This is a genomic window from Corynebacterium sp. LaCa_70 (assembly GCF_058182015.1).
Window position 1 is genome coordinate 405,199 of record NZ_CP190914.1, and the last position, 21,162, is coordinate 426,360.

Genomic DNA, 21,162 nt, shown 5'->3' on the forward strand with positions numbered 1-21,162 from the left:
TGCTACCCGGCTGCTACGCTCTTGAGCATGACACATAAGCCAATAGAACTTGCCCCACGGGTTTTATCGTGGGCCAGCATTATTGATCAGAACACCGCAGACCAAGCCGCTGGATTAGGGCAGCTGGATTTTGTTTCTCCGCATATCGCGTTGATGCCCGACGCGCACAGCGGCAAGGGCACAGCCATCGGCACGGTTATCCCCACTAAGGGGGCGGTGATTCCGGCTGCTGTCGGGGTGGATATTGGGTGTGGAATGGCCGCGGTGCGCACCATTTTTACTGCCGACGACATCGTGCAGATTTCCTTGGAGCAGCTGCGGGACGAGATCGAGCGTTCCATTCCGCTTTCACCGGGGAACTACAATAAGAAGATTCACCGCGAGCACACCAAGGCGCGCATTCAGGAGCTTGAGGAATTAGCCGAGCGTGACGACGTCGACCTGTCGCATTCTCCGAAGTGGCGCGAGCAGCTGGGAAGTTTGGGCGGCGGCAATCACTTCATCGAGTTGTGCCTGGATGGCGACGAAAATGTCTGGTGTTTCCTGCACTCAGGTTCGCGCGGGGTGGGTAACAAGATCGCGCAAAAGCACATTAAGATTGCGACGCGAGAAATCACGGAAGCGGGCGTCGAACTTGCAGAAGCGGATCACGCCTACCTGCGTGAGGGGACTGAGTCTTTTGATACTTACCTACGGGAACTCGCCTGGGCACAACGGTTTGCACGGCTGAACCGCGATGAGATGATGGATCGCTTCGTTGATCAGCTGGCCCGCATGATGCGCCAGGCCCGTGACGACGGGCGTATTTCTGTGGAGGTGCCTGCAGATAGTGCGGATACCGAGGTGGAACGGGTGAACTGCCACCATAACTACACCGAAAAGGTGACCATCAATGATGAGTCCGTGTGGCTTACCCGTAAGGGCGCGATTGATGCCAGCGTCGGCAAGTTTGGCTTGATTCCCGGTTCGATGGGCGCGCGATCCTATGTGGTGCGCGGTCGCGGTAACGCTGTGGGCTTGAATTCAGCGCCGCACGGGGCGGGACGGGTGATGTCGCGTCGGCAAGCAAAGAAGCAGTACACCGCGGAAGATTTGGCGAGCCGCATGGGCGATATCGTGTACCGGCCAGGTGCGCAGTGGGTAGATGAAATTCCGGATGCGTATAAGCCGATTGACCAGGTGATGGCTGATGCTGAGGATCTCGTAGAGGTGGTTACGGAACTGCGGCAGGTGCTCAACGTTAAGGGCACGTAGCGATCCCGGCGCATCGTCTGCGGGAGCACTCTCCAGGCGGATAGGGGACGGCGAATAGGTGACATGGCCACTAACGGGTTAAACTGGTGGCTATGACTGTCATTAGAGATATTTTCCTGCTCATCGCCCGCATCATTCTGGGCGTCGTGCTCATCGCGCACGGCTGGCAGAAGTTTAACGAGTGGACCATCGACGGCACCGCAAGCTCCTTCCAGGAAATGGGTGTGCCTTCCCCAGAGATTTCCGCACAGATTGCTACCTGGTTCGAAATCGGTGGTGGCGCAGCCCTCATCCTCGGCCTGCTGGTGCGCCTGGTTGGCCCAGTACTGTTTGTGCAGATGGCCGGTGCTGCATGGTTTGCGCACCGCGATTCCGGCATCTTTGTTTCCGACGGTGGCTGGGAGCTGGTTGGCATAATCGGTGCCGCCGGTCTGGCACTGTCTGCTGCCGGTGCTGGTCGGGTCTCGCTGGATCACTTGTTTACCGCGCCATTCCGTAAGCGCAAGGCTGAAAAAGAAACCGCTGCTAACCAACAGGCTGTCGGTGCTGGCGCTGGTGTTGCCGGTTCTGGCGTTGCTGGCTCCGGTATTGCCGGCGCTGAGCAGAACTTTGGCGGCGAGCAGAACCTAGGTGGCGAGAACTTCTCCGGCCAGAACTATGGTCAGAGCTACGGCCAGGAATACTCTGACGACCAAGACTTTTCTACCCCGAACTTCGATAGCGGAGCTGGCAACAACTCCACCGCTGATGGCGTAGATGCCAACGCAGAAACCACCCAGTGGAGCACCGATAACCAGTGGGACAACGGGAAGAAGTAAAAATTTGCCGTGACCGGTAACTAACCGGAAACTTACCGGAAATGACAACCGGGGCTTGCAGCCATTACCAGCACCAGCTGGCGGGCTGCAAGCCCCGGTTTTGTGTCTAGGCCCCGTCTAGGCCAGGCGTCTAGCTCAGCGCCCTAATGCGGCCGCCTAATTCAGCCGCCTAGCTAAGCCGCGAGCCTCAGCCTCTAGCTCAGCCACGGTCATCTTTTCCATCGCTACGAGCATCCTGCGCGATGTGGTGGTGCGGATTCACAGTGGCATCAGTGACATCAGCGGCATAAGTGGCATCGCTCCTTGTATCCAATGCTTTCACGCGGCGTGCATAAGCGATCTCATCGCGGGAGGTCTTGCGGCTGCGCACATTCCCGATAATCCGGCAGACCAGATAAATCACGAACGAAATCGTGGTCACAAACACCGAGACCGGCAGCCCAGGAGCTAAGGAGGCAATCAATCCGCCGACGGCAGCGAGCTCGGCGAAAATCACGGAAAGCACCACGGATTTCACCGGCGAGGAAGTCACCTGTACTGCGGCTGCACCTGGGGTAATCAGCAGAGCCATTACCAGCAGCGCACCGACGATCTGCACGGATTGCGCGGCGGTCAAACCCACCATCACCGCAAACAACACGGCCAGCCCACGCACGGGAACACCGGCGGCTTGTGCCATCAACGGATCCACCGAGGCAAACAGCAGAGGGCGCCACAGCACAATGATCAAGGCTGTAATCACCACGGTCGTCGCCGCTAACATCCAGGTGGACGCGCTGGAAACCCCAACGATTTGCCCGGTCAGCAGCGACATCGCCGTCGTCGTATTGCCAGGGTACAGGTGGATAAACAGCACGGATAGGCCCAAGCCGAAGCTCATGACCACACCAATCGCGGAATCCTGGTTACCGCGCAGCCCGAGTACCGCCAGGATCACCGCGGCCGTTATCGAACCGATGATCGCGCCGAAGCCGATATTGATGCCGAAAAGCAGCGCGGCCGCGGCACCCATGAGTGCTAGCTCGGAGGTTGCGTGCACAGAAAAAGACATGTGCCGCAGCACGATTAAACTGGTGATCACGCCGGATAGAATCCCGAGCAAGGCAGAGGCAATCAGTGCCTGTTGCACAAAGCCGACTGAGAGCAAATAGGCGGTATCGTCCCAATAGCTCATTAGATCACCACCATCTTGCCGTTGACCGTTGCTACTTCCACATGCGTGCCGTATAGCTCGCTGAGCACCTGGGTTTGCATGACCTCGTCGATCGTTCCCAGCATGTGCCCGCGCGGTGCCAGGTACAGCACGCGGTCCACAACATCCAGGATGGGGTTGATGCCGTGGGTGACAAACAGGACCGCCGCGCGGTGTTTATGCAACCGGGCGACGGTATCGTGCTCGCGGGCCATGTCTAGCGAGAGCAGGGGTTCGTCGGCAAGCACCACGTCCGGGTCCGTGCCAAAGGCTTGGGCTTGGCGGATCAGTTGCTGTTGCCCGCCCGAAAGCGTGCCGACGGAACGCTCCGCGATACCTTCTGCGCCGACGTAAGCCAGCGCCTCGTCGACGGCGTGTTTCGCTGGCCGACGCCCGGACAACACCCCGTGGGCCAGGGACAGCGAGACGAGGTCGCGCGCCCGAACCGGGAGGTGTTTATCAAACATGTGCTGCTGCGGGATGTATCCGACCCGCCCGTTGACGCGCACAGACCCGGTACTCAGCGTGCGGGTGCCCAGGATGGTGTTCAGCAGCGTCGATTTGCCGGAACCATTCGGGCCCAAGATGGCGATGAATTCGCCGGGCTGGACGTCGAGATCCAGCCCGTTCCACAGTGGGGCGACGCCGGCGTTGGAAAACTGAATCGGCATCGCAGTTTACGCGTTTGCCTTTGCGGCGGCTTCTTCCAGGTCATCGACGACAGAGTGGAAGTATTCCAGGAAGTTCTCGCCATCCAGCGGGGTTTCCCCGACCGGAACCATCGGGATGTTTTTGGCCTCGGCGGCTTCGCGGATGCGCTTGGTTAGGTCCGTTTCGGTCTGTGGGTTGTAGATCAGGACATCGAGCTCGTCGTTGTCGATGAGTTCCAGGAATGAGGCCAGGTCGGCTGCGGCGGCGTCGCTGTGGTTCAGCGTGGCGTGCCGGTAGGACTCTGGTGTGATCTCATCCATTTGTGTGTGGGTGAGGATGTAGTCGGCGATCGGATGGGTTTGCGCGACGGTGACAGCAGGCAGGGCCTTGATTTGCTCGGCGATGGCATCGAGTTCGGCGTTGAGCTCGTCGATTTTCACGGGCGCATCCGGGTGGGTTTCCTTGATGCGGTCGGCAACCCCATTGGCCACGGTGGATAGCGCCTTGGTGTCGAACCACACGTGCTCGTTGTTGGCGACGTCGAAGGTGTCGTTATCGCCGTAGTACTGCGCGTGCGCTTCGGTGCCTTCGGGTTTTTCGCTGCCGGAGTTGTGCTCGTGCGGGGTTAGTGGCAGGGCGTGGATGACGATCTCGTCATCGAGCGGCTCGTAGAGCCAGGCGTCGTAGCCGCCGCCACCTGCGACGACGACGTCGGCGTCGTTGGCGCGTGCCAGGTCAGCCGCCGTGGGTTCGAAGTGGTGCGGGTCGACGTTGGTGTCGGTGATGATGGTGCGGACATTCGCAACGGATTCGTCGTCGATGACGGCTTTGGTGAGATCACCCCAGACGCTGGTTGACGCCACGATCTCGATGGTGCCTTCGCCGCTTGCTGCGGCGTCGCCGTTGCTTGCCGACGAGGCAGCGTCCCCGGAGCCCCCGGTTTCTCCTGATGAGCAGGCCGCCAGGAACATCATGGCGGCGGTAGCGGTGGCGGTAAAGACTCCTCGACGTTTCGTGATCATACCTAACACTATGGTCATGCTGAAAACAGTTGTCAATTGAAAATCTAGTGAAAACATGCTGCTCGTCAGGCTGTGTAAGCCGGGTAGGATATTCCGCATGGCACCGCGATCACGGGCTGGGCTCAGCAAAGGAACTTTGGCATCGATTGCCGCCGACCTTGGCGTATCCCGAACGACGGTTTCTAATGCCTATAACCGTCCCGATCAGCTTTCTACTGCTACCCGTGAGCGCATCATGGCGGCGGCCAAAGCCCGTGGCTACCCGGGGCCGGACCCGACGGCGCGTTCGCTGCGCACCAAACATGCTGGTTCCTGGGGTGTGGTGTTGACCGAGCATCTGTCTTATGCCTTCGAGGACATGGCCTCGGTGGATTTTTTGGCCGGGATTGCCGAGTCGACGCATGGCACCGATTTTTCGTTGACGTTGATTCCCGCGGGCCCGGATACGCTTGCCGACGCCACCGCTCACGCAGCCACCACTGCTGTGAACCAGGCCGGGGTGGATGGTTTCATTATCTATTCGGTGGCTGCGAATGATCCATATTTGCGGGCTGCCTGCGCGCGTGGGTTGCCGGTGGTGGTGTGTGATCAGCCGACGGATTCTGGCGCGCCTTTTGTGGGCATTGACGATGATGCCGCGATTCGTCCGGCTGCCCGTGCCGTGCTGGAGGCCGGTCACCGGCGCATCGGGGTGTTATCGATCCGGCTATTCCAGCAGCGTGTTGATGGGGCAGTGGCGGCTGCGGATCTTCCTGGTGCTGATATGCATGTACAGCGCGGGCGCGTTTCTGGTGTGTTGGATGAGTGTCGGCGCGCCGGGCTGGATCCGGCGCAGATCCCGGTGATTACCCGCCACATTAATGATGCCGCGAATGCTCGGAGTGCTGCCCGCGAGATATTGGATACGCACCCGGAGCTGACCGCGATTATCTGCACCACTGATTCCATGGCGTTGGCGGTATTGGATGAGGCCCGCGAGCGTGGGATCTCGGTTCCGGAGCAGCTTTCGGTGACCGGTTTCGACGGTATCGCGGAAGCTCGGCATGCTGGTTTGACGACGATCATCCAGCCGAACAAGGCCAAAGGAGCTGCTGCCGGGCGTGTGCTGCGCGGGCTGATTGACGAGCCGGATAGTACGCCTGCGCGCAGGATTTTGGGGACTTCGCTATCTCCCGGCTCCACGGTAACCCCACCACATAATTAGAACATGCGTGCTATGGAAATTGTGCAGAATCTGTAGTTATGTGAGCGGTAGAAGGCAGAATATCGATGTGATGGAAAGGAGGAAATGATGGTTGCACCACTCGTTTGGTATGAACCTGAGGAAGCTTTGGAAAAACTCAAGCTGCTTGAAGAAAGCGTTGAAGGTGGTATCGAAAGATTTGAAGAAAGGGCGTACGCGTACGACCTGTCACCAAAAGAAGCTGCCGTTTGGCAGGATATTCGTGAGCTAAGGTGGCTGGTTGGTCGTGACTGACAAATACCTAGATTCACATAATGATTCACACAATTTGTTGCATGCTGCGCATGAGTTCGCCGAAGAGCTGACGCAAGCGATGCAGTTTTTTGAAGAAAATCCACCAAAAATTCTCCTTAGTGCAACCCGCCTGAAAGGCAGGCAAGTGGTTGCCATGCGGTTTGCGAAGAATGAAGGCTCACTTGGTGTGCTTAATCTGCGTTCTAAGGAATGGCCAGTTCTTGGATTGATCATCGAATTTCATTGCGGCTGGGATTCTCGCCAAAGGCACCTTGCAGTGGAAAAATCTTCTCTTACTGTGACTCCCCATGGCCGAGAAAATGCGGATCCGTTGTTCCGCGTGGAATACGTCAAGGAGCAGGATTCTCACCGCCCGAGTTCACATATTCATGTCCATGCCCATCGTGATGAATTCACGCATCTCATGGGTTTTGCTTCCAAATTTGATGTTGAGCGGACAAAGAAAGTGCGTGATTATTTTCGGCGGGGCACGCGGCTGTCAGAATTGCATTTCCCTACTGGTGGGCACCGCTTTCGGCCATGTTTAGAGGATGTGTTGGAAATGCTGCGCGTGGAGTTCAAGCTTGATGTTGACAACAGTAAATGGCAGCAACACCTGCGTACAGCGCGTGAAAACTGGCGCAGAACGCAGCTGGCCGCAGCGGTAAGGGATTGCCCGGATGAGGCGCTCCGTGTGCTTGTCGACGAATATGGGATGCCGGAACCAACCGGTTGGACGTTGCCGGAATTCGACGCGGCTCGGCAGAAAAAGTTTGCTCGCAGCTAAGCGGCTGCGCGTGGCAAATTGCATAAAGTTGCCGTGTCAACTGCATGTTCGCCTCGCGTGATCTCTTATTGAAAATTGCACCCAGCCCCAGTTCCCTCTGCTTCTTAGAATCGGGAACCTGCACAAAGCAGGAACCCCATTTTGTCCAATTATGACAAGGAGAGTGCACAAACATGCGCGCTGTGACCATCCACGCTGCCGGTGATATCCGTGTTGACAATGTCGCTGATGCTCAGTTGGAAAAACCTACGGATGCCGTCATCAAAGTTGCGGCAGCGTGCGTATGCGGTTCGGATCTGTGGCCGTACCGCAGTGACGAAGAGGTGGACCCAGGTGCTCGCATGGGCCACGAATACGTCGGCCAAGTCACCGAAATCGGTGCGGATGTCCAGGATATTCAGGTCGGGGACTGGGTTGTCGGTTCCTTTGTTGCTAGCTGCGGTAAATGCGAAATCTGCCAGGCTGGTTACCCTTCTGGCTGCGTAAACCGCGAATTTATGGGCGGCGTTGGCACCCAGGCTGAGTATGCCCGCATTCCGCTTGCCGACGGCACCCTGGTGAAATTGCCTGCCGAACCAAATGACGATCAGTTGCGCCACGTGCTGGCGGCCTCGGATGTGTTGGGTACCGGCTGGTTTGGCGCGGATGTTGCTGGTGCTGGTGAAGGCAAGATTATTGGCGTAGTCGGTGACGGTGCCGTCGGCCTGTCCGCGGTTTTGGCTGCCAAGCAGATGGGCGCGGAGCGTATCGTGGTCTCTTCCCGGCATGAAACCCGTCAGGAGCTGGCGAAGAAATTTGGTGCCACGGACATCATTCCGGAGCGTGGTGAAGAATTCGTCGAGAAGGTCAAAGAGCTGACCGACGGTGTGGGCTTGCACGGTTGCGTCGAGGCCGTTGGTACGGATGGTTCGATGAAACAAGCTATCGGTGCTACCCGTCGCGGCGGCAATGTGGGCTTCGTTGGTGTCAGCCACGGGGTGGAACTCGATGGCCAGGAGTTGTTCTTCTCGCAAGTTTCGCTGGAAGGCGGCCCGGCTCCAGTGCGGAAATACCTGCCGGAATTGGTCGAATTGATCTATGCGGGCAAGATCACACCGGGCGATGTTTTCGATAAAACTCTGTCGCTGGACGACGCTGCCGCAGGTTATGCGGCTATGGACCGTCGTGAAGCCATCAAAGTCATGCTCAAACCATAAACGGTGTCATTTTCATTAAGAATCTCTTGTTGAAAATCTATCGGTGATGATGTTTAATGAAAATGTACTGAAAACGAGGCGGAAAGGATGTCAGACAATGACTCACGCAATCCACGAAGAGCACACTCACCAGCACGGCCCAAACTGCGGCCACGTTGCCGTTCCACACGATGATCACGTTGACTACGTGCACGACGGCCACCTGCACCGCGAGCACGACGGCCACTGGGACGAGTGCGAAAACGAGCAGCACCAGCCGCACGAGACTCACGAGCATGAGCACGGCCCAAACTGCGGCCACGTCGCTGTTCCACACGATGATCACGTTGACTACATCCACGACGGCCACCGCCACGCATTCCACGATGGCCACTGGGACGAGCACTAATTTCCCAGGCGAAATCCTAGGCCTTCGCTAAAGCCTTAAGCGAGATACCTGCCACGCCGGGCCGCCAGGTCCTGCAACACTTGCGCCACCTCGTCAATATCTGTGACCCGGTGGCCCGCGCAGGTATCGCCCGCCCCGACCTTGATGCCCACATCATCGGGGCCGAGCACGGCGAAGGCATGCTCATCTGTGGCATCGTCGCCGATGAACACCACGGCATCTGCCTGCACGCGCTGTTTTTCGCGTTGCAGCCAGGTGCCTTTCGTGATTTCTAGGGCAGAAAATTCCACCAAATTTTTTCCGGGGGTTACGGGAAACCCGCGCGCATCGACTTCATGGGCGCGCGCCAAGATTTCCTGTGCGGCGTCTGGATCCTCAGCGGCCAGGGGAGCGACGTGAAACACCCGCTGGAATGGCTTGTTTTCCACATAGGTGCCGGGGTGCTGCGCCGCAATGGCTTCGAGCTCGGCGCCGATTTTCAATAAAAAGTCACGCTGCGCCTCGGTTAATTCCACCGTGGCGCCGTCGCGGTCTTCGGCACCGTGCGAGCCAACCATCATCACCGGCGCCGGCAGCGGACATACTCGCTGCAAACCGGCCACGTGCCGGCCCGATAACACCCCGACGGTGGTGCCAGGCATTTCTGCTAACTCCCGCAGCGCGGCCACGGAATCCGGGTGGGCGCGTACCGCATAGGGGTCTGGATCAAAACCCGCCAGCGTGCCATCAAAATCGGACACAACCAGCAGGCGTGCGCTTTCCACGGCAGCAAGAAATGCCGGGTGACTGGCCAAAGCGTGCCTGCTCAGAGCGGGATCGGCTGAGGAATTTGGGGTATTCATGCCCAAAATATTAGCCGCAGCGGTCAGCGGTAGTGCAGAACTGGCTAGTGCAGAACTTGCTAGTGCAAAACTTGCTGCTAGAGCGAGAACATCCGCAACGCTGGTGAATCGATCGGCTGGCCGTCGTCAAGCTGCAGCACGAGCTCGCCGCGCGCGTCGAATTGCAGAGCAAACCGGTTGCCAGAGGCCAACAGATCCGAAATATGGCTGTGCACCCAGGCTTTGGTGCCGGTGCATTCGGTGTCGGACTCGTCGATAATGACCTCATTGAGCAGCACGAAACTGGCAGCACCGGCGGGTGCGGAGTTGCCGGATTCATCGCTGAAACTCACCTGTGCCTGCAACGGGGCGCACCCGGTGTAGCCTGCCATGCTGTTTTGGCTGAACCCCAGCCGTGGCACGCCTGCTAAATCCGCGGGCACTTCGGTGGGATCTTCCGGGGCGGAATAAATGTGGGTGATCTGCCAGGTGGAATCCAGCAACGTGCCGGTGGATTCATCGGCGCACGCGGCCAGGCCAGTGGTGGCAGCCGCGAGAGACACCAATGCTGTTGCTTGCCGACGCCCGATCATGCGAATTCATCCAAACTCGTGAGAAATGTCTGCGCCCAGCGGGCCACGTCGTATTCCAGCACGTGTTCATGCATGTGCTGCATGCGCTCGCGCATCCGTTCTGGGTGTTCCCGCAACCCGGTTGCTGCGGTCACCATCGCGGTTTTGATTGATTCCATATCAAAAGGGTTGCACAGCACTGCCTGCTGTAATTCCTGGGCTGCACCCGCGAACTCAGAGAGCACAAGCGCGCCGGAACCGTCGTCGTGGCAGGCGACGTATTCCTTGGCCACCAGGTTCATGCCATCTTTGAAGGGCGTGACCACCATGACATCCGCTAGTTGGTAGTACAGCTGCAGCGTGTGCTTGGGCACGCTGGTGTGCTGGTAATGCACCACGGGGTGGCCCAGCGTGGAAAACCGCCCGTTGATGCGGCCGACGGTTTCTTCTACCACCGAGCGCGTCCTGCGGTAGTGGTCGATCCGTTCCCGCGACGGGGTTGCTAATTGCACGAAGGACACGTCGCTGGGGGCAAAGGCACCGGCTTCCAATAACTCTTCGAAGGCTTGCAGCCGTTCGACGATGCCCTTGGTGTAATCCAGCCGGTCCACACCTAAAAACACCACCTGCGGGTTGCCAAGGTCCGCCCGCAGTCGCGCGATTTCGTGCTTATCACCCGCGCTGCGCTTGGCTTGGGAGCCAGAATCCAGCGAGATGGGGAAGGCCGCAACGCCGACTTCGCGGGAATCGGGGGTGGTGATGCGTGCGGTGATTTCGCGCAGGCTGGCACTACCTCCGGTCACCGTATGGCCTGCGGCGCCATAACCGGCGTCGACAAGCTGGACAAAATGGTTGGCGTCAGAAACCAATTGGAAGCCCACCACGTCCGCACCCAAAAGCCCGCGGATGATCTCGTGGCGCCAGGGCAGTTGCCGGAAAATATCCGGGTGTGGGAAGGGGATGTGGGCGAAAAACCCGATACGCACATCGGGGCGCAGTTGCCGCAAGATCCCGGGAACCAGTTGCAGCTGGTAGTCCTGCACCCACACGGTGGCACCTGGGGCGGCGACTACCGCGGCGTGCTCCGCGAATCGTGTGTTGACATCCCGGTATGCCGCCCACCATTCGCGGTGGTAGGTCGGCGGAACGATCAGGTCGTGGTACAGCGGCCACAGGGTGGCGTTGGAAAAGCCTTCATAAAAGGCTGTGAAGTCGTATTCAGACAGCGTCACGGGGTAGAGCAGAGCCCCTGCGTCGTTGTGGAATGGTTCCGGGGCGGCATCGGCGACACCCGGCCAGCCGATCCAGCAGCCTTGCCGGGCTTCCAAAATGGGCGAGAGCGCAGAAACCAGCCCGCCGGGCGAGGCTTTCCATTCTGTGCTGCCGTCGTTGGCGGTGACGAGATCAACCGGCAGGCGGTTGGCGACCACCACGAAATCATGCTCACCGGCCCCGCCTCCGGTGCCACCGACACTTTGACCGGCATTCACCGTGCTACCTCACTCACCGTTTACCTCGACCGCTATCTGGAAACCACAGTTGGTTTATTCAGCTAGGCTTATTCGGCTGATTTCTTGGCCGTGGATTTCTTGGTGGCCTTCTTGCTGGTCTTTTTCGCAGACTTCTTCGCAGTCTTCTTTGTCGACTTCTTGGATGCTTTCTTCGCCGTCTTCTTGGTCGATTTTTTGCTGGACTTCTTGGTGGCTTTCTTCGAGGCCTTCTTGGACGTCTTTTTGGTGGTCTTTTTCGCAGTGCCGGATCCGTCGTCAGCATCGCCAGCGGGCTGTGGGTTTTGCTCGGCGGCCACCCTGGAGTGCACCAGGCCGTCTGGTTCTACGCCCAGCATGGACATGAGGGTCACGCCATCCATGAAGTCTTCGGCGTAGGTGGCAACGATGCGTCGTGCAGCAGACGCGGTTTGTTCCTCGACTGCCTCTTCTTGCTCTACGTCGGGATGCTTGTCAGTGACCTTTGGTGGCATGGAGTGCTTCCTCCTGGAGCGGTGTCTTTTCGGGTGTGCGGTGCGTATTGCCTACAACTGCGCCATTCTACGCTATGTTTAGTCGCTTTTGCGCCGTGAGGTCTGGGTTTGTGTGGGCTCTTGCGTGTGGTTTTCGGGGGCGCTTGCCGACGCCTGCCCGTGCTTGTGGTTGTTGCTGGTACGCGGGATGCGGCGGGCTGCGGAACTACCTTTGGCGGCTGCCCGGGCGGCTTGGCGGTAGGAGAACCGGCCTGCGCGTTGCAAGGCTGTGTAGGCGCGGTAGGAGCGTGGGCGGCGCAGGTTGCGGGCGACTTTTTCGCCGAAGACCACGCCTGCGGCTAGGGAAGCAGAAATGGCGATGGCGCCGCCGGCGTTGGAAAAGCCGACGATGGCTTGTTCGTTGATCATCGCGTACATGCCGCGGTAGAGCATCAGGCCCGGCAACATGGGGGTATAACCACACACGGCGACGATTAGCGGTGGGATTTCATAGCGACGAGCTAACAGACCACCGGCCAGGCCGATGATGCCTGCGGTCACGCCCGAGGCCAGCACGACGCCTGCACCGAGTGGCACCATGATGCCGTAGTAAAAGATCATGCCAGCACCGGCGGTGGCACCGGCGACTGCCACCGCGGAGCGGCGCGCCTGGCAGGCGAAGGCGAAACCGGCTGAGGCCAGTGCACCGAGGACGATGCGCAGCGGAATCTCGTGCGCATTCGGCGGGCTGGTGTGCTCGAGTGGGGGAAGTTGCCAGCCGACGAGGATCGCGAACTGGATGCCCAGTGCCACGCCACCGACGATGGCGCCGGTCATCAGAATGGCTTCGAAAAGCCGGGCTGCCGAGGAGACCGGGGCGCCGGTGATGCCATCGACAAAGCACTGCACCAGCGTCAAGCCCGCGACCAGCACGATGATGCCGGAGGCGATCAGGTAGGACGGCGAGAACGTCCAGCCGATATAGCTGGCGAAGGTATAAAAGCCTGCTGCGGGCACCGTCGCGATGAATCCGCCGACCATGTTTTGGTAAAAGGCGGGCAGGCGGAATTTCGATAGCCAGGAGTTCGTCGCCATGATCGCGAACGAGATGATGAATGCTAGGATTCCCACTCCGGCGTCGCCGCCGAGCATGACAGAGACACCGCCGCCCAGCATTCCCCAGCCGACGTTGACCATCAGCGGCGAGTGCGGCGGGGTTTCTGCCATGATGTCGTCGAGGATTTGCTCGGCGCGTTCTGGTGGCGTGGCACCGTTTTGGATGGAACGAATCAGCCGGTCTACCGCGGTGAGTTTGGAGAAATCGACCGTCAGGTCAGGGGCAACGCGGAAGACGTTGATGGGTATGCGTTCGTTGATGGTGCCGATATTGGCGTGGATGGTGATGGTTTTGGTGGTGATATCCACGTGTGCTTGGTACAAGCCGTAGGCGCTTAGCACGGAGTGGATCTGTGCGCGCACGTCGGAGTTGGAGTTGCCGGAGGAGATCAGGATTTCGCCGATGCGTGCGGCGATTTCCATGACTCCGGTGAGGTGCGCGGGGTTGGTGAGGTCCACCGGCGCCAGTGGTGATGGTGGCGGTGCGGCCTTGGCGGCGTCGACCGTGGAAATATTGGCACCGGTGCCCCGCAGGTTCGTTTTCAGGTTGTTCAACCAAGACACAGTGGCTCTACCTCATATCGCGCGTTTGCTGGGGATGATCAGTCGTGACTGTGCAGATTTTACATGTTCTGGTTGGATGCTTTGTGGGTGGTGTTTGCTGCGGTTTCTGCCAAATTTTTGGTGGCAATTCCAGCGGAGTTTTTCTCTTGCCGACGCCTGGGCTAAAGTAGTTTCTCGTGCCCCGCGCGCAACACGCTAGTTGTCTTTACGACGCCTGGCTGTTGCTGTCATTAGCGGATGCACGGTGCTGGAGTGGCGCAATTGGTAGCGCAACGCACTTGTAATGCGTCGGTTGCGAGTTCGAGTCTCGTCTCCAGCTCATTGTCCCCAGTCGGAACATCTGCGTTCCGGCTGGGGCTTTGCTTATGCACCTAGCCGGGTCGGGTTCCTGTCGTTTAGGCCTCTTAGCCCGGGTTCCTGCGGTAGTTCCGCCAGTCGACGTGACTGTGACGCAAGTGCACCCTTGTTGTTACGTGAATGCAATTTTGACGAGATTCATAAAAAATTTTTGTTCGATTTTTGTTCAACACTCTAAATGAAAAACTGCTGTTGGGGGGGGGGCTGTTGTTCGATAGAAATTGAATTTTTGCTGCAAAAAGGATGATACTCAGGATCTTTTATCGATATTTAGCTTGAAGGAGCCTGAATTTAGTCTGTAGCTTATTTGAAGCAAGCCTTTTGTTCAGCTTGAAGTTCCCTGACCCTCAGTGAGGGGTCTCGTCTGATTCCCGGAAGGAATTACATGAACCACAACGTTCCCGCGAACAAACCAGTGCGCCGTAGAGGTGTCACCATCGCGGCCGCTGCTCTTTCGGTGGCACTGGTTGCACCATTCGCACAATCTGTTGCCTACCCTGAGATCACGGCTGCTGCACAGGCGCAGGAGGCAACTCCAAAACGGGTCGTGCAGACATTAGAGCAAAATCCACCGACCTTTTATGCAAATGCAGAGGCTGTAAACCGTGAAGTTGGAAGCCGAGGCCGAGAGGTAGGCCCACGGACTGTGAGGACAACCGGCGTGTTGTCTCTTCCTAAAGATGAAGATCCGGATACTGCGGGGCAGCAACTGAACCTCTTTTTTCCTCGGGGGACGACTTTCCGAGTTCGCGACTTGAAGTATGGTTTTACTGCGTCGGGTTGGTATGGGGTTGCCCGTGCAAACGCTGGGGATCCTGAATCTTTGAAGGGTAAGACTAGCGAGATGCAGGCTCAGCTCTCTGGCACGCAAACAGCCTATCCGTACGTTGTGCCTAATACCGGTCAAATCCTTTTCGGTTTGCAGGAGCGTGCAGAAGGAACTAGTCAAACGGTGCCGATGCAAGCACGTTGGACAGACTCGTCCGGGAACGAGTACATCTGGAACTATGATCAGGAGATCGTAGTTGGGCAGGGGCGTACACAGAGTGCCGCTGAGTGTGGTCCGGGTCAGAAACATGTTTCGCCACTGTCTATGGAGTCTGTCCGTCAAACAGGTAGCTTCGTGCTGGGTGATGGAAATACGGCTGTTGGATCAAACTTTGGCTGGTATCAGCAACCAATGGGATCCATTGGCGCTTGTATGAATGTTAATGACCTGCCATCCTCCAAGAGTAAGCAGGTTGACTTTAAATATGTGAACCCGGAACCTGGAGCTACGACGTCAGGTGTCCCAGGTTTTCATCAAGACGGGAAACCTGAGAACGAGGTAAAAAAACCAGGCAAGGTAACGTTCGAGCTTGGTGAGAATGCCCCATCTGGTGCGAGTGTCGATCCTGAAACTGGTGAAGTTTCTTTTGAAAATCCTGTAGACCAGAAAACGACCGTTCCGGTTAAAGCCACGTATGATGATGGCTCGTTTGATACGGCGAAGGTGGAATTCAAGCCCTCAGATAAGCGGACTGCTGATGAATTGACCCCTTCGTACAAACCGCTGACCCTGGATCAGGGTCAAGAATCTGCGGTCGATGCTCCAAGCTTCGATAAGGTTGAAACTCCTGATGTAGAAACTGACGCCGCCCCTGAAGGTACGACGTATAAGCTCAAGGGGCAGCCAAACTTCCCTGACGGTGTGAATGTACAGGTCAAAAACGATGGCTCGGTTAGCGTGTCCGCGACTGAAAACGCTAAAACTGGTGACTTCAGTATCCCTGTTGAAGTGACCTACCCTGACAAGTCGACAGATACTGTAGATCTTCAAGCCACGGTAAATGAAAAGCAGGCTCCGGCTCCTGCTGCGCCTTCTATCTCTGGTTTGGGTAACAAGAGTGTTGTTGAAGGTCAGGATATTGAGCCGATTTCCCCTGTTGTGGAAAACAAGGGTGAGGGTCAGATCACTGCTTCTGGTTTGCCTAATGGTTTGAGCGTTGATCCTGAGACCGGTGTGATTTCTGGTACTCCGAAGATTTCGGATTGGAAGGATTCTTTCGATAAGGAAAATCCAGAGAACTCGAAGTTTGAGGAATCTCGTGATTTTGAGGTCGAGGTTACGGTTCCTGGTGAGCCTGCGGCTAAGCAGTCGTTTACTGTGACTGTTCAGCGTGATACTGATGGTGATGGTCAGCCTGATGTCACTGATGCAGATGATGATGGTGATGGTGTCCCGGATGCTGAGGAGCTTGAGAAGGGTTCGAATCCTAAGGATAAGAATTCGACTCCAGAGGTAGCTCCGGCTCCTGCTGCACCTTCTATTTCTGGTGATGCTGCTGAGGGTGGTAATAAGCTGCCTGAGGGTACTCCGACTAAGGTTGGCCAGAAGGTTGCTAATCCGACTGAGGGTATGAGCGGTACCGTCAGTGTTGATGGCCAGCCTGTTGATGGTGCGACGGTAGATGTTGATCCGCAGTCTGGTGAGATTACTGTTACGGTTCCTGAGGGAACTTTGGGTGATGGTGTTTCTGAGAAGCCTGCGAAGGTTCAGATCACTGATGCTGGTGGCAACAATGTTGGTGGTCCGATTGATGCGACTGTGACTAAGCAGGTTACTTCCTCGCAGGCTGATCGTTTTGAGCCGAAGTGGGATGAGGTTTCTGCTGTCGATGAGGGTGGCAGTGTTGTTATTCCGAATTCCGGTGATGCTCTTCCTGAGGATGCTGGTGTTGGTGCGCTGATTACTCCTGGTGAGAAGAATAAGGGCAAGGATGAGTGGGATATTTCTTATGATCCTGCTACTGGCGCGTTGACTGTGACTCCGGGTGCTGATGCTGAGCCTGGTGATTTCGTTGCGATTGACGTTGATGTCTTCTATGAAGATGCTGAAAAAGATGAAGATAAGTCTTCTGATTCGCAGCGGATTTTTGTTCAGGTCACTGGTGATGGTGCCGATTTCGTTGACGCGAACTTGGGTGCGGCACCGTTGAATGCTGGTGAAGGAACTTGGAAAGACGTAGATTTCTCTGGTAAGCACAAGGGCGATGCTGGAGAGATTGAAGGCATCCGAGGAAGCGACGATCATAATAACGATGACCTCACCGCAGGTGACGTCTTCACTGAAGCACCAACGGTTAACCCAGTTAACCCAGGTGACAACGTCATAACCGGTACCGGTAAACCAGGCGCGACCATCACAGTCACCGGACCTAACGGCTTCTCTACCACCACAAAGGTGAATGAGAATGGCAACTGGTCTATTGATGTCCCTGGTGGAGCAACCCCAGAATCGCAGTACATCGTTTCGCAGAAGGATGGCGACAAAGCTGAATCCGACCAGGTTATCGTGACTGTCGGTAAGGGCGGTGGCAAGCCGGTGAACCCAGGTCTGTCGTCCGGTTCCAGCAACTTCGACATCCCGAAGCACCTGCAATGCGCCGTCTTTGCCGGCGGAGTCACCGCGATCCCACTGATCCTCCTCTCGCCAATGCACAACATGTACGAGATGATGATCAACCCGCACCTGAACGGGTTGCGTGAACAGTTCCACCGCGAACTGCACGCTCTGGATCAGCAAGTACGTCGTGGCCTCGGTGTCGAAGGACACCCAGCCCTGCAGTTCATGGACCACATCAACGCTCGGGTCAACGAGTTCAACCAGCAACTGGGCCAGGTAGCGCACGATAACCGCCACATCGGCTTGGCAGCAGCTGCCATTGCCGTAGCTGGTCTGAGCTTCCAGCACTGCATGAACACCCAGGCAGCGTCGAGCTCATCCGCTTCGTCGGTAGATTTGTCTTCCTCCTCACAAGAGCAGGCACCAGCCCGCAACGAGGCAAAAGAAGACAACGCTGGCGGAATCGTCGGCTGGTTCCAAGGGCTGTTCAACCGCAAGTAACCCGCGGATAGCATCCCCTTAACCAAGACGGGGTACCTGGTGTGAGCACATTACCCACAATGTGCACAGCACACCGGGTGCCCCGTTTGCTGTTCTCAGGCCTGGCGCTCAATGCCGCGCGAAGTAGCAAACTACGAAAGCTAAGCGAATAGAGCTGCAAACGCTGAACTAGAGCAGAACTACTCAAGCAAAGACGGTACAGAAAAAGCAGCCCCTTCCCGAATACTCGGAAAGGGGCTGCCTTGCTTGGTAGGTCAACGATGACTAGGCATGAGGATCGCCGCAGTGATTAGCAGCGAAGTATTTACGCCTTCCGGTCGTAGGCGCGCACCGCCAACGGGCAGAAGATAATAAAGAACAACGCCGCACCAATCAGCACCAGCGCCACCGGGTTTTGCAGACTCCACACATCCGGTGTCTCTACCCCGCCATTGTTACCGAACAAATCACGCAGCGCCTGCACCAGAGCAGACAGTGGGTTCCACTCCGCAAAAATGCGCAACGGGGTAGGCATGGTCTCCTGCGGTACAAAAGCATTGGACAAGAAAGTCAACGGGAACAAGGTAATAAACGTCGCGGAGTTCATCGCCTCCGGCCGCGGAACCACCAAGCCCAGAGTGACCATCAGCCAAGAAAAAGCCCACACGAACACCAGCAGGAGTACATAGCCCTGCGCAAAGCCCCAGAATGATTCCGGGCGCCACCCAATTGCGAGCCCAGCCAACACCATCACCAGTAGGGTTGCGCTGGCCAGCACGATATCGGCCACCGTGCGGCCAAAAACCACCGCCGAACGCGCCATGGGCAGAGTCTTATAACGACTGATCAAACCATCTTTTTTGTCATTCGCGATAAACAGGCCCGAGGTAGTGGAACCGAAAATTGCCGATTGTACAAAAATGCCCGGCATCAAGAAATTCTCGTAACTCGTGCCCGGCACGTGAATAGCACCGCCGAACACCTGGGAAAACAACAACACGAACATGATTGGCTGCAGCACCGTGAACACAATGATGTCGGGCGAACGGCGGATCCTGATCAAATTGCGAATAACCACCGCGCGGACGTCGGCAAGCCACATCGCTGGCGTAGTAGAAGTAGAAGCCATTAGTTGGTGCCACCTTCCTGGGCCCGTGTTGCAGAATCATGAGACTCACCGTGCCGTGTGGGGGTTTGCCCAGTCACGCTTTGGCCGGTGAGATTCAAAAAGACCTCATCCAGGCTCGGGCGCGACATTCCCACATCGTGCACCGCAATCTCACGCCCGCGCAGCTTGCCGATAAACTGCTCTAGCGCCGCCGGGCCATCATGGACAGACACACTAAGCTCGTTGCCATCGACGGACACCGAACCACGGGTGGCGGCGACATCGTCCAGCAGATTCTTGACGGTGTCATGGTCTGCGCGGTTCACCGGAACCACTGAGATTCGCTGGCCGCCGACATTCGATTTCAGCTCGTCAGCAGTGCCTTCAGCGATGACTTTACCCTGGTCAATCACGCTGATCTGATCGGCTAAATAATCAGCTTCTTCCAAATACTGCGTGGTCAACAGCAATGTGGTGCCGGAACGCACGCGCTGTTTGATAACTTCCCACAAAGACAAACGCGCGGCCGGGTCCAAACCGGTGGTGGGCTCGTCGAGGAACAAAATCCGCGGGTCATTAACTAACGAAGCCGCCAAATCCGCACGACGGCGCATACCACCAGAAAAGCCCTTGATCGGGCGGTCGGCGGCATGCTCCAAGTGGAAAATCTCCAGCAGCTCGTCGGCACGCTTTTTGGCACCCTTATCGCCCAAGTGGAACAAACGCCCCACCAGCATGAGGTTTTCCCGTGCCGTGAGCTCCTCGTCAATGGTGGCATTCTGCCCGGAAACACCAATGCGGTTGCGCACCTCGTGTCCATTGCTCACCACATCCAGGCCGTCGATGGTGACCTCGCCGGAAGTCGGGCGGGTTAGCGTGGTCAAGACCTTGACCGTGGTGGTTTTGCCCGCACCATTGGGCCCAAGTAGGCCACGGACCGTGCCTTCTGCGACATCCAGGTTTAATCCATCCAGGGCATGGACCGTGCCCGATTTCGCCGCATATTCTTTACGCACATCGCGCATGCGGATCAATAAGTCATCAGTCATGGGTGCAGCCTAACACCAGTAGATGATGCCTCACGTAAGCCAGCTCCGGAGCCATGTCCAGTTGTGATTCAGGAGTCAGGGCAGCGCGCTGCGAAAAACCGCCAGGAACCCTAAAATTGGCTCACAGACTCTATCCAGCACCCCTGCAGTTACGTGCAAGTTCATCGCACTAAAAATGGCCTGGAGAAAACCTGAACGAATCAAGACCGTGAAAGAAGATAGTGAACACCATGGATGACTCCCCACATAACGACCCCGTGAAAGTCCTCGTTGTCGACGATGAAGCCAATATTGTTGAGCTATTAACAGTCTCGTTGAAGTTCCAAGGCTTCGATGTACGCAGCGCCAATTCCGGTACCGACGCGCTGCGCGTGGCCCGTGAATTCCGTCCGGATGCCTACATCCTGGACGTCATGATGCCCGGCATGGACGGCTACGAGCTGCTGCAAAAACTGCGCTCCGAAGGCCTGGAAGGCCCGGTTCTGTACCTGACCGCCAAAGACGGCGTCGAATCGCGCATCCATGGCCTGACCATCGGAGCCGACGACTACATCACCAAACCATTCAGCCTGGAAGAAGTGATCACCCGCCTGCGCGTCGTGCTGCGCCGCGGCAATGTGCAAGAAGACGCCAACGAAGAATCCTCCATCACCTACGCGGACCTGACACTAAATGATGACACCCACGAGGTGACCAAAGGCGGCGAGCTGATTGAGCTGTCGCCGACGGAATTCAACTTGCTGCGCTTTTTGATGCTCAACAAAGAAGTCGTGCTGTCCAAGGCAAAGATTCTGGACAATGTCTGGCACTATGACTTCGGCGGCGACGGCAACGTGGTCGAATCCTATATTTCTTACCTGCGCCGCAAGATTGACACCGGCGACATGCCGCTGATTCACACCGTGCGCGGTGTGGGCTACGTGCTGCGTAAACCACGCCGTTAGAAGCACGGCAGCGTCAAGTAT

The 21,162-nt window shown here is 57.3% G+C and carries 19 protein-coding genes and 1 tRNA gene; 10 read left to right on the forward strand and 10 right to left on the reverse strand.

What is annotated here, in order from left to right:
• Positions 1-27 precede the first annotated feature (27 nt).
• Positions 28-1,254, forward strand: coding sequence for an RtcB family protein (locus ACP8MI_RS01785; protein WP_018121596.1), 1,227 nt, complete (start codon positions 28-30; stop codon positions 1,252-1,254).
• 92 nt (positions 1,255-1,346) lie between these two features.
• On the forward strand, positions 1,347-2,072 hold the full coding sequence (locus ACP8MI_RS01790; protein ID WP_065420319.1) for a DoxX family protein: 726 nt from the start codon (positions 1,347-1,349) through the stop codon (positions 2,070-2,072).
• Positions 2,073-2,271: 199 nt separating this feature from the next.
• Here the strand turns inward: ACP8MI_RS01790 and ACP8MI_RS01795 are convergent, their stop codons facing one another.
• The 3 genes from ACP8MI_RS01795 to ACP8MI_RS01805 are packed head-to-tail and all read right to left on the reverse strand — an operon-like array spanning position 2,272 to position 4,937.
• Positions 2,272-3,246: a metal ABC transporter permease gene (locus ACP8MI_RS01795; RefSeq protein ID WP_018121594.1), complete on the reverse strand. Its 975-nt coding sequence runs from the start codon at positions 3,244-3,246 to the stop codon at positions 2,272-2,274.
• Complete coding sequence (locus ACP8MI_RS01800; RefSeq protein WP_284572063.1) at positions 3,246-3,935, reverse strand: metal ABC transporter ATP-binding protein; 690 nt, start codon at positions 3,933-3,935, stop codon at positions 3,246-3,248. Before ACP8MI_RS01800 ends, ACP8MI_RS01795 begins: the two co-directional genes overlap by 1 nt.
• A gap of 6 nt (positions 3,936-3,941) precedes the next feature.
• A complete protein-coding gene (locus tag ACP8MI_RS01805; RefSeq protein ID WP_249606325.1) occupies positions 3,942-4,937 on the reverse strand; it encodes a metal ABC transporter solute-binding protein, Zn/Mn family in 996 nt (331 codons plus the stop codon).
• 97 nt (positions 4,938-5,034) lie between these two features.
• Between ACP8MI_RS01805 and ACP8MI_RS01810 the strand changes: the two genes are divergently transcribed.
• The 5 genes from ACP8MI_RS01810 (at position 5,035) to ACP8MI_RS01830 (ending at position 8,785) form a co-directional block, all read left to right on the forward strand.
• Entirely contained in the window at positions 5,035-6,141 is a 1,107-nt protein-coding gene (locus ACP8MI_RS01810; RefSeq protein WP_018121591.1) for a LacI family DNA-binding transcriptional regulator, read from the forward strand.
• A gap of 84 nt (positions 6,142-6,225) precedes the next feature.
• Entirely contained in the window at positions 6,226-6,414 is a 189-nt protein-coding gene (locus ACP8MI_RS01815) for a hypothetical protein (protein ID WP_018121590.1), read from the forward strand.
• Positions 6,407-7,201, forward strand: coding sequence for a hypothetical protein (locus ACP8MI_RS01820; protein WP_018121589.1), 795 nt, complete (start codon positions 6,407-6,409; stop codon positions 7,199-7,201). Before ACP8MI_RS01815 ends, ACP8MI_RS01820 begins: the two co-directional genes overlap by 8 nt.
• Positions 7,202-7,374: 173 nt before the next feature.
• The gene (locus ACP8MI_RS01825; RefSeq protein ID WP_284572062.1) at positions 7,375-8,397 is read left to right on the forward strand and encodes a zinc-binding dehydrogenase; all 1,023 of its coding nucleotides are present in this window, start codon (positions 7,375-7,377) and stop codon (positions 8,395-8,397) included.
• Positions 8,398-8,494: 97 nt separating this feature from the next.
• On the forward strand, positions 8,495-8,785 hold the full coding sequence (locus ACP8MI_RS01830) for a hypothetical protein (RefSeq protein WP_018121587.1): 291 nt from the start codon (positions 8,495-8,497) through the stop codon (positions 8,783-8,785).
• 35 nt (positions 8,786-8,820) lie between these two features.
• Here the strand turns inward: ACP8MI_RS01830 and otsB are convergent, their stop codons facing one another.
• The 5 genes from otsB to thrE all read right to left on the reverse strand — a co-directional run bounded on the left by otsB (position 8,821) and on the right by thrE (position 13,818).
• Complete coding sequence (gene otsB / locus ACP8MI_RS01835) at positions 8,821-9,627, reverse strand: trehalose-phosphatase (protein WP_081604996.1); 807 nt, start codon at positions 9,625-9,627, stop codon at positions 8,821-8,823.
• A gap of 77 nt (positions 9,628-9,704) precedes the next feature.
• The gene (locus ACP8MI_RS01840) at positions 9,705-10,199 is read right to left on the reverse strand and encodes a hypothetical protein (protein WP_018121585.1); all 495 of its coding nucleotides are present in this window, start codon (positions 10,197-10,199) and stop codon (positions 9,705-9,707) included.
• Positions 10,196-11,668, reverse strand: coding sequence for an alpha,alpha-trehalose-phosphate synthase (UDP-forming) (locus ACP8MI_RS01845; protein ID WP_018121584.1), 1,473 nt, complete (start codon positions 11,666-11,668; stop codon positions 10,196-10,198). The genes ACP8MI_RS01840 and ACP8MI_RS01845 overlap by 4 nt, the downstream gene beginning before the upstream one ends.
• Positions 11,669-11,736: 68 nt before the next feature.
• On the reverse strand, positions 11,737-12,159 hold the full coding sequence (locus ACP8MI_RS01850) for a hypothetical protein (RefSeq protein WP_018121583.1): 423 nt from the start codon (positions 12,157-12,159) through the stop codon (positions 11,737-11,739).
• A 78-nt stretch (positions 12,160-12,237) separates the two neighbouring features.
• A complete protein-coding gene (gene thrE / locus ACP8MI_RS01855) occupies positions 12,238-13,818 on the reverse strand; it encodes a threonine/serine exporter ThrE (RefSeq protein WP_284572061.1) in 1,581 nt (526 codons plus the stop codon).
• Positions 13,819-14,064: 246 nt separating this feature from the next.
• Between thrE and ACP8MI_RS01860 the strand changes: the two genes are divergently transcribed.
• Together ACP8MI_RS01860 and ACP8MI_RS01865 are read left to right on the forward strand one after the other, a co-directional pair.
• Positions 14,065-14,137 (forward strand) — tRNA-Thr (locus ACP8MI_RS01860).
• 423 nt (positions 14,138-14,560) lie between these two features.
• The gene (locus tag ACP8MI_RS01865) at positions 14,561-18,061 is read left to right on the forward strand and encodes a YPDG domain-containing protein (RefSeq protein WP_284572059.1); all 3,501 of its coding nucleotides are present in this window, start codon (positions 14,561-14,563) and stop codon (positions 18,059-18,061) included.
• 304 nt (positions 18,062-18,365) lie between these two features.
• Here the strand turns inward: ACP8MI_RS01865 and ACP8MI_RS01870 are convergent, their stop codons facing one another.
• Both ACP8MI_RS01870 and ACP8MI_RS01875 read right to left on the reverse strand, forming a co-directional pair.
• On the reverse strand, positions 18,366-19,169 hold the full coding sequence (locus tag ACP8MI_RS01870; protein WP_284572058.1) for an ABC transporter permease: 804 nt from the start codon (positions 19,167-19,169) through the stop codon (positions 18,366-18,368).
• Positions 19,169-20,197 carry an ATP-binding cassette domain-containing protein gene (locus ACP8MI_RS01875; protein ID WP_147578707.1) on the reverse strand — a complete coding sequence of 343 codons (1,029 nt, stop codon included), beginning with the start codon at positions 20,195-20,197 and terminating at the stop codon, positions 19,169-19,171. Before ACP8MI_RS01875 ends, ACP8MI_RS01870 begins: the two co-directional genes overlap by 1 nt.
• A gap of 230 nt (positions 20,198-20,427) precedes the next feature.
• Between ACP8MI_RS01875 and ACP8MI_RS01880 the strand changes: the two genes are divergently transcribed.
• On the forward strand, positions 20,428-21,141 hold the full coding sequence (locus ACP8MI_RS01880; RefSeq protein WP_018120812.1) for a response regulator transcription factor: 714 nt from the start codon (positions 20,428-20,430) through the stop codon (positions 21,139-21,141).
• Positions 21,142-21,162 lie beyond the last annotated feature (21 nt).